Here is a 13,599-nt window from a genome sequence, read left to right as displayed (position 1 = left end):
ACAATATAAGATATACGGGATTATGCAACCTGATTATGGAATGTTTTTGAAAAAACATTTTGTTCACTGCCTCAAAGACAGATAATGAATAACAAAAAGCAAACTTTCTTGCATCTATGCTATAATTATTGAAAAAAACAAGGGGAGAACAGTGGACTCATTTACTCCATCCGATATGAAGACCATACTGCATTCCAAGCGGGCAAATCTATACTATCTCGAACATTGCCGTGTGCTGGTGAATGGCGGGCGTGTCGAATACGTTGTGGAAAAAGGGAAGGAGTCAAATTACTACAATATCCCCATTGCCAATACAACAGTGCTCCTTCTTGGTTCCGGCACATCGCTGACTCAGGCGGCGGTACGTGAACTTTCCAAAGCAGGGGTTATGGTTGGTTTTTGCGGCGGTGGAGGAACGCCTCTTTTCAGTGCGATGGAAATGAATACTGACATTATGTGGTTTTCACCCCAGTCTGAGTATCGTCCCACAGAATATTTACAGGCGTGGGCGAAGTTTTGGTTTGATGATGTGCTGAGACTTGAGGCTGCAAAAATGTTTCAACATGCACGCATAGAGATGATAGGTAAAAAATGGCTTAACAGCAGGTTTTTTGAAGACAAGAGATTTGAGATTAATGAAAACATGTTGAAAAAGGCTCTGGGGAAGGTTTCTGCTGAAATAAAGGAAGCAAAAAGCACGGAAGATCTTCTTTCTTCAGAGGCGAAGCTCACAAAACTGCTTTATAAGCTTGCCGCCGAAGCATCCGGTTATGAAGATTTTACCAGAGCAAAACGAGGCAGCGGAACAGATATGGCAAACAGATTCCTTGATCACGGCAATTACCTTGCCTATGGTCTGGGGGCTACGGTTGCGTGGGTGTTGGGACTGCCGCACGGGTTCGCCGTTCTGCATGGAAAAACAAGACGTGGCGGGTTGGTTTTTGATATAGCTGATCTTATCAAGGATTCCGTTATCCTTCCTCTTGCGTTTATTTCAGCTCGTGACGGTGACGATGAGCGTATGTTTCGTCAGGGATGTATAGATTCTCTTGTTCAGAATGAATGTCTCGATTTTATGATAGATACTGTAAAAGAGGTTGCGTCTGAGATGAAGAGTCGCTGCCGATGAATGTTATTTTTGTTTCCCAATGCCATAAAAACGCCCTGAAAGAAACACGCAGGGTTTTGGACCAGTTTGCCGAGCGTATTGGAGACCGCACATGGCAGACATCCATTACTCATGCCGGACTGGTAACTGTGCGGACGCTTCTGCGCAAAACAGCCAGAAAAAACACAGCCGTAGCTTGCCACTGGGTACGTGGGAAAAACAGAACGGAATTGATGTGGATCGTTGGCAATGCCTCATCCTTCAATTCCGGCGGTGCGGTTCCCACCAACAGAACAGAAAGAAAAATCCTCCGTTCGGACTCTGAAAATGACTGGCAGACAGGTGAAATCATCAAGCTTCTGGTTTCTCTCGCCGCTCTTCTTCATGATTTAGGTAAAAGCTGCGAAAGCTTCCAGAAAAGTCTGGAAAATACAAAACCTCAAAAGAGCTTAATCCGTCATGAATGGCTCTCAGTGCTGCTTATAAAGCAGTTTATCGGTTCAGATGATGACACGGGCTGGCTGAACAGACTGGCAGATGGGGATATAAGTTTTCCATCCTCTGTTATTAAACCTAAAAACACGGCAAAGCCGTTTTCCGGTTTGCCGCCTGTTGCTTCTGCCGTGTGCTGGCTGATAGTTTCCCATCACAGAATGCCGTATAACGATGAGCCTAATGAAATTGATAATCTTCCGGAGGCCATAAACGCCGAATGGTGCCGCTCAAGTATTACTGATGAAGATGCGATTGATGGCTATTTTAAATTCCCTATGGGAACCCCTGCGGATAGCGAAAAATGGAGAAAGGCTGCCGCAAAGGCAGCAAAGCGTACTTTACAGCATCAGAATATCTTCACTACAGAGCTTTATGATCCTTACATTATAAATATTTCCCGTATGGTGCTGATGCTTGGGGATCATATTTATTCATCCTTAAAAAGCAGTCTGGATAGAGTAAACGGCGATCCTGATTTCCCGCTTTACGCCAATACAGCCAATGCCGATAGAGGCGCTAAAACTAAAAACCAGAAGTTAGATGAGCACCTTCTGGGAGTGCACAAATTTTGCGGACAAATTATGCACGGTCTGCCGGGTTTGCGGAAATCGTTGCCTGTTCTGGGGTTTCATAAACGCCTCAGAGAAAGGAGCGCACTAAGCAAATTCAGATGGCAGGACAAGGCGTATGATACTGCCTCTTCCGTTCGTGAGGCTACAGAGCAAGGCGGCTTCTTCGGTATAAACATGGCATCAACCGGATGCGGCAAAACGATTGCCAATGCCAGAATAATGTATGCGCTTGCGAACGGCGATACCGGAGCCCGTATGACCATTGCTCTGGGGCTGCGTACGCTCACTTTACAAACAGGTAATGAATATGCAGATATGCTTGGTTTTGATTATTCGACATTGGCAGTGCTTGTGGGCGGAATGGCGATGAAGGAACTTCATGAGCTTAATAAAGAAGAAAATACAACATACGGAGAATCATCAGAAGAGCTGCTTCCTGAAAATTCTTATATCCAATACGAAGGCAATATTGACGATTCCCCGATCGGCGACTGGCTTAAAAGAACAAGAGGTGCAGACAAGCTTGTGAATGCTCCGGTTCTGACCTGCACAATAGATCATATTATGCCGGTCTCGGAAGGAACAGCAGGAGGGAGGCAGCTTGCTCCCATGCTGAGACTTATGACCGGAGATCTGGTTTTGGATGAACCTGACGACTATGATATTGATGATTTGTATGCCTGTACCCGTCTGGTTTACTTTGCCGGACTTCTGGGGAGCAGGGTTCTTCTTTCTTCCGCAACCGTGGCTCCGGCAATAGCTGAAGGGCTTTTCAAGGCGTATGCGGCAGGCAGGGAGGCACATAATAAAAACAGAGGGCAGGAGCACAGCCGGAATATTGTCTGCGGCTGGTTTGATGAGTTCACTTCTCATGCCGAAACAGATGTTTCCGGGGGAGTTTTTGCAGGTCTGCATTCTGAATTTGCATCAAAAAGAGCGGAGAAACTGACCAAATCGGAAGTGCGAAGACGGGCTGCGATTATTCCTGTTGTGGATGGCGTATACAGCCACAGAGAGTTGATCGAAATAATAATAAACGCAGCTAAGGAGCTACACGGGCATAACAGCTTTAAGGATGAAAAAAGCGGCGCAGAATCAAGTTTCGGGCTTGTGCGCATAGCAAATATCAATAACCTTGTCGGGCTTGTGAAGGCTTTTGCGGATCAGGACACAGGGGATGACTATGCGGTGCATATATGCTGCTACCACTCCCGCTTTCCGATGGTTCTTCGTTCGGAGATAGAAAAAAATCTGGATTCTCTGCTTAAACGCGGAAAGGGGAAAGACATCGCTTCAAATCCGGTGTTCCGCAATTCTGTTCGCAAATATCCAGATAAAAAGCACCACATATTTATTGTTTTTGCTTCTCCGGTGGCGGAGGTTGGCAGGGATCACGACTATGACTGGGCGGTTATAGAGCCTTCCTCAATGCGTTCTGTCATACAGATAGCCGGACGCGTCCGCAGACACAGGGACGGAGAGTGGGACAAGGTAAATATCTATGTGCTTGATAAAAACATAAATGCGATGAAAGGACGGGGAGCTCCATACAGCAGACCGGGGTTCGAGAAAGGTTCATCCTGCATGTCAAAGCAGACCATGACGGAACTAATTAGGGCAGAACAGATTGAAACAGTGAACGCTCTGCCGAGAATTATGGAAAAGACAGCAGCAAACCACAAAGATAACCTGTCTGACTTTGAGCATTATTGTTTGAGGCGTGTTCTTACTGATGAAACAAACAGGGAAGTTTTTACAACAGCTCGTTTCTGGAATACGGATGCGTATCTTTCTGCCTACATGCAGTACAAAAAGCCGTTCAGAAAAGAGGATGGAAAAAGCATTGAGTACGTGCCTGTCTATAATAGCAATACGGTGATAATGCACAGACTGGAGGAAGGTAAGCTAGTGGTTGATGGCGAACTCTTCAAGTGGGTTGGTAAACCTGATGCGGACTTCTTTATACCCCTTGATTATGAAGAACTGATAGAGGAGCTTGCGGAAGTTAAAGGAATGAGCGAAGAGGAATGCTCTGTACGTTTCGGGACATTCTCACTGACAATGCGTGATAAAGATTTGGATTCATACAGCTATAATGAATATCTGGGGATATTCAAGGAGGAATGAAGAAATAGCTAATGTCTAAAATGAATAATTTCAATTAATTTTGCGGAGGTGCAAAAGTATGAATGACTCTGACCATTTTCAGGCAAAACTCCTGAGAGAACTTATTGAGAAGTTCATTCAGGAAAGGCTGAAGCCGAAGATTGAGGAACAGAAGAAAAAGCTGGATAAAACTTCGACTCAGCTTGAGAGAGATGCGATTGAAGAAAAAATCCATTCTCTCATTATTAACTACAGAAGGGAGGAGTGGCTGCGGGATGCTGCGAAACGTTCGCAGCAGATTAAACTTGCCACTCACATTCCTAAATTTACCCACCCTATGGCAGAAGCATCACCAATCTATTTTAAATCTGATAAAACCGATTGTAATAACCTTGTTAACTCATCTTGTACAAAAGTTGCTTACGTTGATGGAACTGGAAATGCAGCGGTTAACGATGTTTTTACTTTTTTGAATAAAGAGCACAACGGTGAGAAGCTTCTGAACATGGTATCACGCAGGTCTTCGGTGCTTGCGGGTGCTATGAGCGACAATATTGACGAAGCTTATGAATGGATTGATGCTTTTTATGCTATGTTTAAAGCTAAAGCTCCTGCATCACATACACTGATGAAGCAGGTTTATTTTCCTTTGGGTGATGGTAGTTATCATCTTATCAGCCCAGTCTTCCCCACTTCTCTTGTGCACGAGATACATGAGATTGTGAAGGATGAGCGTTTTTCAGATACTGCTGTGGCAGCCAGAAAAGCTCATAAAAATAATGACGTTAACGAAACAGGTTATAAAACTTTTCCTGCGCTTTTGTATATGTATTATTATAGTGGAGTCAGGGCGCTTAATATCAGTTTTCTAAATAGCCTGCGAAGCGATAGTGGTAGAAATGGGGCAGGTGTTCTCTTTGCTTCTGTACCGCCTAACTGGAGAAGTAAATCCCTAACCCCTGTTAACAGTGAATCAGTATTCCATGGCAGGTTTACCTACCGCACATTTGTTAAAGAGCTTCTGAATGAGATCCATGAGCTTGCAAAAAGTAATTACGACAATTTCCATATCCGCGAAGGTGTTAAGAACCTTGTGAAGGCTATGTCATATGAACTTGCTGATTTATCCTATGAAATGCTGGAACTGCCTGCCGGATGGAGCAAGAACCCCGAATGCCGCCTGAATTATTATGAGAAGCTTTGGCTTGATCCTTTTTCAGACGCTGAGGGGAGCAGAGAAGCTTATATCAGCGGCAAATGGTGCGGTGAAGTGGCAAAACGCTTTGCCCGCTGGCTGACTAAGCAGATCAGGGATAAAAACAAGGATGCCGTAATTACTGATCCGGATGTGTGGAGCGAAATAGCAGAATACGTTCTTGATGATGTGAGGAGGGGGAATCGTGATGAACAGTAAACCGGATTACTTAATGCTGATCCCCCGGCTGAAGGTGCAGAATGTCAACTGCGTTTCAGGCCCGTTGACATGGGGATTTCCTGCTGTTTTTGCTTTTACAGGGTTCATACATGCCCTCAGCCGAAGCTTGGAAAACGGAATAAAGCTGGACGGAGCAGGGATCTCCAGCCATAAATTTGAACCTCAGGTGCATAAGTCAGGTTATACGAATATTTTTCGTCTTTACCGTGCTCCGCTTTACGACAGGGATGTTACAAAGCCCTCCGGCATAATTGAGGAAGGACGTGCCCACATCACTGTGAGCATAGTTACAGCCGTATACGGGAGTATTGAGGATAAAGAAGCTTTTCTTGCAGAAGTTTTGGAAAAAATAGGCTCAATGCGGCTTGCCGGAGGCAGTATTTTTATTGATGCCGTGAAGAACAAGCCCGGACTCTATGAACATTCTGGCATAGCGGAAGATGATGCAGTTAAATTCTCAGAGATTCGTCGTAAACTTCTGCCGGGCTTTGTTCTGGTGGACAGAAGCGATAATCTGTCTGAGCAGCTTAATAAAATGCGTAAAACAGATTCGGAAGTTAACTCACTTGATGCTCTGCTTCACTTTGCAGGAGTAACTTATAAGCCGGAGCAGGATGAAGAGGGGAAAGTCACTTGGGAACATGTGAGTAAGAAAGGCTGGCTTGTTCCCATTCCTGTGGGTTTTTCCGCTATATCCCCGCTTTATCCGGCAGGGGAAGTAAAAAACGTGAGGGACGCTTCTGTACCCTTCCGTTTTGTTGAAGCGGCGTATTCTCTGGGTGAGTGGCTTAATCCGCTCAAACTGGGAAAAGCATCTGACTTCATATGGTTTCACAAAGCAGAGCCGGAAAAAGGTTTATACCTCTGCGGTCACAAAAAAATATAATTATAGGAGATGATAAGATGGCAAAAGAAAAAAAACTTGAGACAGCTTCAGTTCTGGCATTTGAGCGTAAACTTGATGTTTCGGATGCTCTTTTTTATGCAGGTAAATGGGACAATATAAAAAATGGCGGCATGTGGAAAGCTCTTGATGTGAAAACAAAATCAGTAAGAGGAACTATATCCAACAGGCTCGGTACCAAAACTGGAGACAATGCGGACAAGGTTAATTCCATGGTGGATAACCCAAACCTTCAGACTGTGGATGTAGTTACGCTTCCTGCGGATGCAGATACGCTTAAAGTACGTTTCACTCTTCGGGTTATTGGCGGCGTGGGCACTCCTTCTGCATGCAACAAACCTGATTATAAACAGAAACTGATGGAAACCGTTGATGGTTATGTGCAGGAGTTTGGATTTAAAGCACTTGCTGAGAGATATGCTATTAACATAGCAAATGGTCGTTTCCTATGGAGAAACAGGATTGGTGCTGAAAAGGTTGAGGTTATAGTAAGCCATATGGTAAACGGAAACTCAGCAGCAAAGTTAACTTTCGATGCTCTTAACTATCGTTTGGATGATTTTTCAGGGGATTCTGAAACCGCTAAACTCGGTTCGATTATTACTGATGGACTCAGCGGGAAAGGTTATGTTCTGCTCGATGTGGTGGCTTATGCACGCATAGGGGACGGGCAGGAGGTTTTCCCTTCACAGGAGCTTATTCTTGAGAAATCCAATGCAAAAGGTAAAAAGAGCAGGACTCTTTACAGTGTTGACGGAGTGGCGGGAATGCACTCTCAGAAGGTGGGCAACGCTTTAAGAACAATTGATACGTGGTATGCGGATTTCCCTGAATTTCCAATTGCCGTGGAGCCCTACGGCTCAGTAACGTCTCAGGGCTGCGCATATCGCCAGCCTGTTGATAAGACAGACTTCTATAATCTTTTGGACGGGTGGATTCTTAAGGATAAAAAACCGTCTCCTGAAAACCAGCATTTTGTTATGGCTGTGTTCATCCGTGGCGGCGTATTCGGCGATGCGGAGAAGGAGTAGCCTATGCGCTTTTATGCAGACTTGCGCGTGAGGGAAAACCCTGAGATCACCCCGCAGGTTATACTCAATATGCTCTTTGAAAAGCTGCATCTTGTTCTCGCTGAACAGGTAAGAGGGGATGTGGGCATAAGCTTTCCCGATGTAAAGAACGGACAGAAAAACCTTGGCAAAGTTCTGAGAGTTCATGGGGAAAAAGAAGCGCTGGAGAGCGTCGTTTTGCATCCGGCGATAGAAAGGACTGCTGATTATGCGGAAATAGGGCGCATTCGTCAGGTTCCTGATAATGCTGCCTACTGCATAGTAAGCAGGGTACAGGCAAAAAGCAGCCCGGAACGTCTCCGCAGGCGCAGTATTAAAAAGTTTGGTATGAGTGAAGAAGAAGCAATGCTACGAGTTCCAGACTCAAAAGCGAAGATGCTTGAACTGCCTTTCATAACGCTAAACAGTAAAAGCACAGGACAGAAATTCCGTCTCTATATACGCCATGAAGAGGCAAGCAACTCCGGAAATGGAAAAGGCTTCAGCACATATGGACTGAGCGCTGTTTCTGCCGTTCCGTGGTTTTGACCCTTTTTTTCAGTAAAATTAGAAACCCTTTTATATCAGTCATTTTTAAAATAGCTGAATAAAAGGGTTTTTTGTATGAAAAATTTGTTTGTTGTTTATGTGTAATATTTTTTGCTATTCTATCTACAGTTCACTGCCGCACAGGCAGCTTAGAAAAGATAAAAAATATGATATTATATTAGCAGATCGTTCACTGCCGCACAGGCAGCTTAGAAAAGTACCATGTATCGCCGCCGGGATTTTCGATGGTTCACTGCCGCACAGGCAGCTTAGAAATTCATTGACACCCTCGCTAACAGGAAGGGTAAGTTCACTGCCGCACAGGCAGCTTAGAAAACCGTCAACGCATTCACGGTAAAAAGCGTAAAGTTCACTGCCGCACAGGCAGCTTAGAAAGATAACGGAGCCGTTCACCAGTTTCTTGATGTGTTCACTGCCGCACAGGCAGCTTAGAAATTTAAAAACCGTAGATGATATTAAATTCACTTGTTCACTGCCGCACAGGCAGCTTAGAAACAAAGTGCTAAATAAGCCCACATGCGGCGGTCGTTCACTGCCGCACAGGCAGCTTAGAAATTTAAAACTGTTCCGAACCTTTCCGAACCATTGTTCACTGCCGCACAGGCAGCTTAGAAATAAAACTTCTTCTTCAGATAAACCTGTACCATGTTCACTGCCGCACAGGCAGCTTAGAAATATGCTACTCACCTCACCTTTCAGACCTCAACGTTCACTGCCGCACAGGCAGCTTAGAAATATCTCAATTTCAGTTCTGATAACATTCTCTTGTTCACTGCCGCACAGGCAGCTTAGAAAGTTGGGGAAGGTGCTTACTCTGCTTCCGCAGAGTTCACTGCCGCACAGGCAGCTTAGAAACGCGCCGGAGCTCACATAAAAGCCCCGCCCTCGTTCACTGCCGCACAGGCAGCTTAGAAAGATGCGGATGGGGTTGTTAAAGGCTCGGTTCTGTTCACTGCCGCACAGGCAGCTTAGAAACATCCCCACCAGTGATCTATGTATTCATCACTGTTCACTGCCGCACAGGCAGCTTAGAAACGTGAGCGTCTGCATACCCATCGACATCAGGGGTTCACTGCCGCACAGGCAGCTTAGAAAGCTGCAATACTGCCGTTCACAACCATGTTCATGTTCACTGCCGCACAGGCAGCTTAGAAAAACACGTCAGGCTATATGGCACACTCCAACACGTTCACTGCCGCACAGGCAGCTTAGAAATCAAACAGCCAGCGTTCATAAACCGGCTGACAGTTCACTGCCGCACAGGCAGCTTAGAAATCGGAACATATCTGAAAACAAAGAATCTTTTCGTTCACTGCCGCACAGGCAGCTTAGAAATTTTGCTCATCAGAGCGATCAGCGGTGGGGATGTTCACTGCCGCACAGGCAGCTTAGAAATGTCTCACAAAGTGCTTTCAGGTCTGCGAAAAGTTCACTGCCGCACAGGCAGCTTAGAAATGTAGCTTCTGATACTGCTTTAAGCTTGCGTTGTTCACTGCCGCACAGGCAGCTTAGAAATGTAGCTTCTGATACTGCTTTAAGCTTGCGTTGTTCACTGCCGCACAGGCAGCTTAGAAATTGAGATATGTTTCATCATCAGGTTTTGAAAAGTTCACTGCCGCACAGGCAGCTTAGAAACCGCCGAAGCGGGATAATCAGCATGGCTGAACCGGTTCACTGCCGCACAGGCAGCTTAGAAAGCACTCAGGCAGGGATTTACAGAGCTTCGCAAGTTCACTGCCGCACAGGCAGCTTAGAAAACGTTTGACCCCAAATTCCCAAGAAACTTAGTGTTCACTGCCGCACAGGCAGCTTAGAAATGAAATAACGCACACATCGGTAAAGTTCCCGTGTTCACTGCCGCACAGGCAGCTTAGAAATTTCTGCGCCACAGCCTCAGCTATCGTGCCGAGTTCACTGCCGCACAGGCAGCTTAGAAATAATAACCAAAAAAATCTTTCTCATTGTACTCGTTCACTGCCGCACAGGCAGCTTAGAAATTTCGTCCATGATTACATTTAACATCATTGACGTTCACTGCCGCACAGGCAGCTTAGAAATAATTTGGCTGTTTTTGGTAAGTTTTCTTTTCGTTCACTGCCGCACAGGCAGCTTAGAAATGTAACTGTTATCGTAGCACTGATATGCTGCATGTTCACTGCCGCACAGGCAGCTTAGAAACTGAACAATATAGAATGTTGGTGCAGACTTATCGTTCACTGCCGCACAGGCAGCTTAGAAATGAAGATAATGGTGTTTTTATAATAGGTATGCGTTCACTGCCGCACAGGCAGCTTAGAAAAAAACACTTAGCTGTTTCATTAGAACGAGTAAGTTCACTGCCGCACAGGCAGCTTAGAAAATGTCCTCATACTCAAATTCAACCTGTATGCGGTTCACTGCCGCACAGGCAGCTTAGAAAAAAACGCACAAGCGAGTGACGAGAAAAGCGGCGTTCACTGCCGCACAGGCAGCTTAGAAAGCCCGGTTGAGAGCCAGAAAACCAGATATTTAGTTCACTGCCGCACAGGCAGCTTAGAAACGTTCGCATCGGGGAAATTTTCCACGATAAATGTTCACTGCCGCACAGGCAGCTTAGAAAAATTAGCGAATATACTTATAAAATAAATATAAGTTCACTGCCGCACAGGCAGCTTAGAAATTAATGCAGGACCGGTTTTAACAGGCATAACCGTTCACTGCCGCACAGGCAGCTTAGAAACTGTGCTTATCTCGCTTATGCGTGCGCCTTCTGTTCACTGCCGCACAGGCAGCTTAGAAACGTTAGCGGCGGTGCTAGGTGGATCATACATAGGTTCACTGCCGCACAGGCAGCTTAGAAAGTTGGCTTTGATGATGTCTGGGCAAACGTTGAGTTCACTGCCGCACAGGCAGCTTAGAAATCTGCTATGGGGCTGGTTCCTTCGTATTCCTCGTTCACTGCCGCACAGGCAGCTTAGAAATTCAAGCTGCTGATTTGTCATAACGTACATAAGTTCACTGCCGCACAGGCAGCTTAGAAACCGTGATGTTGCCAGAACCCGCTTAATTGCATGTTCACTGCCGCACAGGCAGCTTAGAAAACATTCCAGAGCTTTCGCCCGGAGAAAGTGTTGTTCACTGCCGCACAGGCAGCTTAGAAAGTTCTCGTCAAGCCCGTTAAAGCCTCTTACGAGTTCACTGCCGCACAGGCAGCTTAGAAATGCGTATCTGTCGATCCCGTTATTCGCTGTTCGTTCACTGCCGCACAGGCAGCTTAGAAAATCAGTTTGCGGCGACTGTGCATGTATGCACGGTTCACTGCCGCACAGGCAGCTTAGAAAGTATGTAACGGTTATGGTGTTTGCGATCCCCAGTTCACTGCCGCACAGGCAGCTTAGAAATAAAGCAGATATGCAAATAAGGTATTGCGTACGTTCACTGCCGCACAGGCAGCTTAGAAAAAGAGAGTCATAAATATACACCGTTGCGTTTTGTTCACTGCCGCACAGGCAGCTTAGAAAGTTTCTTGATCGATATACCACGAAATCATTTCGTTCACTGCCGCACAGGCAGCTTAGAAATTAATAACTTCTCTGAACAGGCATTGCCGCATGTTCACTGCCGCACAGGCAGCTTAGAAAAGCATCTCCAGCATCCTTTCTTCAAGTCTGTCGTTCACTGCCGCACAGGCAGCTTAGAAAGGAGGAAGAACCGGAAGAAGATGCGCTTGAGCGTTCACTGCCGCACAGGCAGCTTAGAAATCAAGAATCAGGACAGACCTGTATTGTCCCGAGTTCACTGCCGCACAGGCAGCTTAGAAAAAAACCCGCCGGAAACAACCCGCCGTGGATATGTTCACTGCCTCACAGGCAGCTTAGAAACTGAGTGTACACAGGGGAGGCAGCCGGTTTCTGTTCACTGCCGCACAGGCAGCTTAGAAAGACACAGCACTTGCAAATAGATATGCTTCACAGTTCACTGCCGCACAGGCAGCTTAGAAATTTGTCAATTTTTCTGACTTCTTTCTTTACAGGTTCACTGCCGCACAGGCAGCTTAGAAACTTATAGCTCACAGCATAAGCTGAATTACTGAGTTCACTGCCGCACAGGCAGCTTAGAAAACTGGAGAGAAAGCGCAGGAGAGACGGCACGGGTTCACTGCCGCACAGGCAGCTTAGAAATTGTAACGCCTGTAACTGGAGCATCTGCCCATGTTCACTGCCGCACAGGCAGCTTAGAAACTCAACGATGCGGACTTTTTAAGTCCGCCAGAGTTCACTGCCGCACAGGCAGCTTAGAAATGCTTAAAGAAGCGGGCGCTAATTTCGACAAGGTTCACTGCCGCACAGGCAGCTTAGAAATTTCAGGATGCTTTCAACCCCACGGAGCATATGTTCACTGCCGCACAGGCAGCTTAGAAAGGTGAAAAATGGCGGAATGTGTTGTTTGTGGTGTTCACTGCCGCACAGGCAGCTTAGAAATTCAAAGTTCGGGGCGACTCAATGAGCCCGTAGTTCACTGCCGCACAGGCAGCTTAGAAATGAAAAAATCCTCATAACTATACCTGTTTACCGTTCACTGCCGCACAGGCAGCTTAGAAAATTTGAGCGGGCGAGAACCTCTTCTCCGCCAGGTTCACTGCCGCACAGGCAGCTTAGAAAATGCGGGTTTTTTGTCATTGATGCGGAATGGCGTTCACTGCCGCACAGGCAGCTTAGAAATAATTTTTTGGCGGTTCACGCCGCCAGTATAAGTTCACTGCCGCACAGGCAGCTTAGAAACTGTCCATTCGGGCAGGGCAAGCCCCCGTTGCGTTCACTGCCGCACAGGCAGCTTAGAAATTAACCTTGAATCTGGCGGACTTAAAAAGTCCGTTCACTGCCGCACAGGCAGCTTAGAAATTTGAGGGTTTCCGTAAGAACTTCAAGCATTTGTTCACTGCCGCACAGGCAGCTTAGAAAAACCCCTCTATCTCCCCGGTTTTTACCATTCGGTTCACTGCCGCACAGGCAGCTTAGAAACTAAAGTTCAGTATGTTGAATCTAAAATTGATGTTCACTGCCGCACAGGCAGCTTAGAAATGCACCTCGGTTTCAGATCAAGCTCGTTCTACGTTCACTGCCGCACAGGCAGCTTAGAAAACTCCTATATGCTGTGCGCTGATAGCATCCGCGTTCACTGCCGCACAGGCAGCTTAGAAATGAAAGCGGCCGCAGTAAAGGGAAGTGACAGCGTTCACTGCCGCACAGGCAGCTTAGAAAATGAATATCGAACGTGATATATTGGCTGCCTTGTTCACTGCCGCACAGGCAGCTTAGAAATGTATACGGAGAGCTTCTATTTCACCACATCTGTTCACTGCCGCACAGGCAGCTTAGAAA

At 46.2% G+C, this 13,599-nt stretch carries 6 protein-coding genes and 1 CRISPR repeat array (1 of these 7 only partly in view); all 6 genes read left to right on the top strand.

Features of this window, described 5'->3' with window-relative positions:
- Positions 1-151: 151 nt before the first annotated feature.
- Genes cas1f through cas6f form a run of 6 tightly spaced genes read left to right on the top strand, consistent with a single transcriptional unit; the run spans position 152 to position 8,218 of the window.
- A complete protein-coding gene (cas1f, locus tag EP073_RS08805) occupies positions 152-1,129 on the top strand; it encodes a type I-F CRISPR-associated endonuclease Cas1f (RefSeq protein ID WP_128466784.1) in 978 nt (325 codons plus the stop codon).
- Positions 1,126-4,302, top strand: a complete 3,177-nt coding sequence (gene cas3f, locus EP073_RS08800) for a type I-F CRISPR-associated helicase Cas3f (RefSeq protein ID WP_128466783.1) — start codon at positions 1,126-1,128, stop codon at positions 4,300-4,302. Before cas1f ends, cas3f begins: the two co-directional genes overlap by 4 nt.
- A gap of 58 nt (positions 4,303-4,360) precedes the next feature.
- Positions 4,361-5,695 (top strand): type I-F CRISPR-associated protein Csy1, encoded by a 1,335-nt coding sequence (gene csy1, locus EP073_RS08795; protein WP_128466782.1) that lies wholly within the window; start codon positions 4,361-4,363, stop codon positions 5,693-5,695.
- Positions 5,685-6,602, top strand: coding sequence for a type I-F CRISPR-associated protein Csy2 (gene csy2, locus EP073_RS08790; RefSeq protein ID WP_128466781.1), 918 nt, complete (start codon positions 5,685-5,687; stop codon positions 6,600-6,602). The genes csy1 and csy2 overlap by 11 nt, the downstream gene beginning before the upstream one ends.
- Positions 6,603-6,619: 17 nt before the next feature.
- A complete protein-coding gene (gene csy3, locus EP073_RS08785) occupies positions 6,620-7,651 on the top strand; it encodes a type I-F CRISPR-associated protein Csy3 (RefSeq protein ID WP_128466780.1) in 1,032 nt (343 codons plus the stop codon).
- 3 nt (positions 7,652-7,654) lie between these two features.
- Positions 7,655-8,218, top strand: a complete 564-nt coding sequence (cas6f, locus tag EP073_RS08780; RefSeq protein ID WP_128466779.1) for a type I-F CRISPR-associated endoribonuclease Cas6/Csy4 — start codon at positions 7,655-7,657, stop codon at positions 8,216-8,218.
- 128 nt (positions 8,219-8,346) lie between these two features.
- Positions 8,347-13,599: a CRISPR direct-repeat array (repeat unit 28 nt; unit sequence GTTCACTGCCGCACAGGCAGCTTAGAAA) (it continues 181 nt past the right edge of the window).

The organism is Geovibrio thiophilus (assembly GCF_004087915.1).
GTDB lineage: Bacteria > Chrysiogenota > Deferribacteres > Deferribacterales > Geovibrionaceae > Geovibrio > Geovibrio thiophilus.
This window is presented reverse-complemented; position numbering and strand designations above follow the sequence as displayed.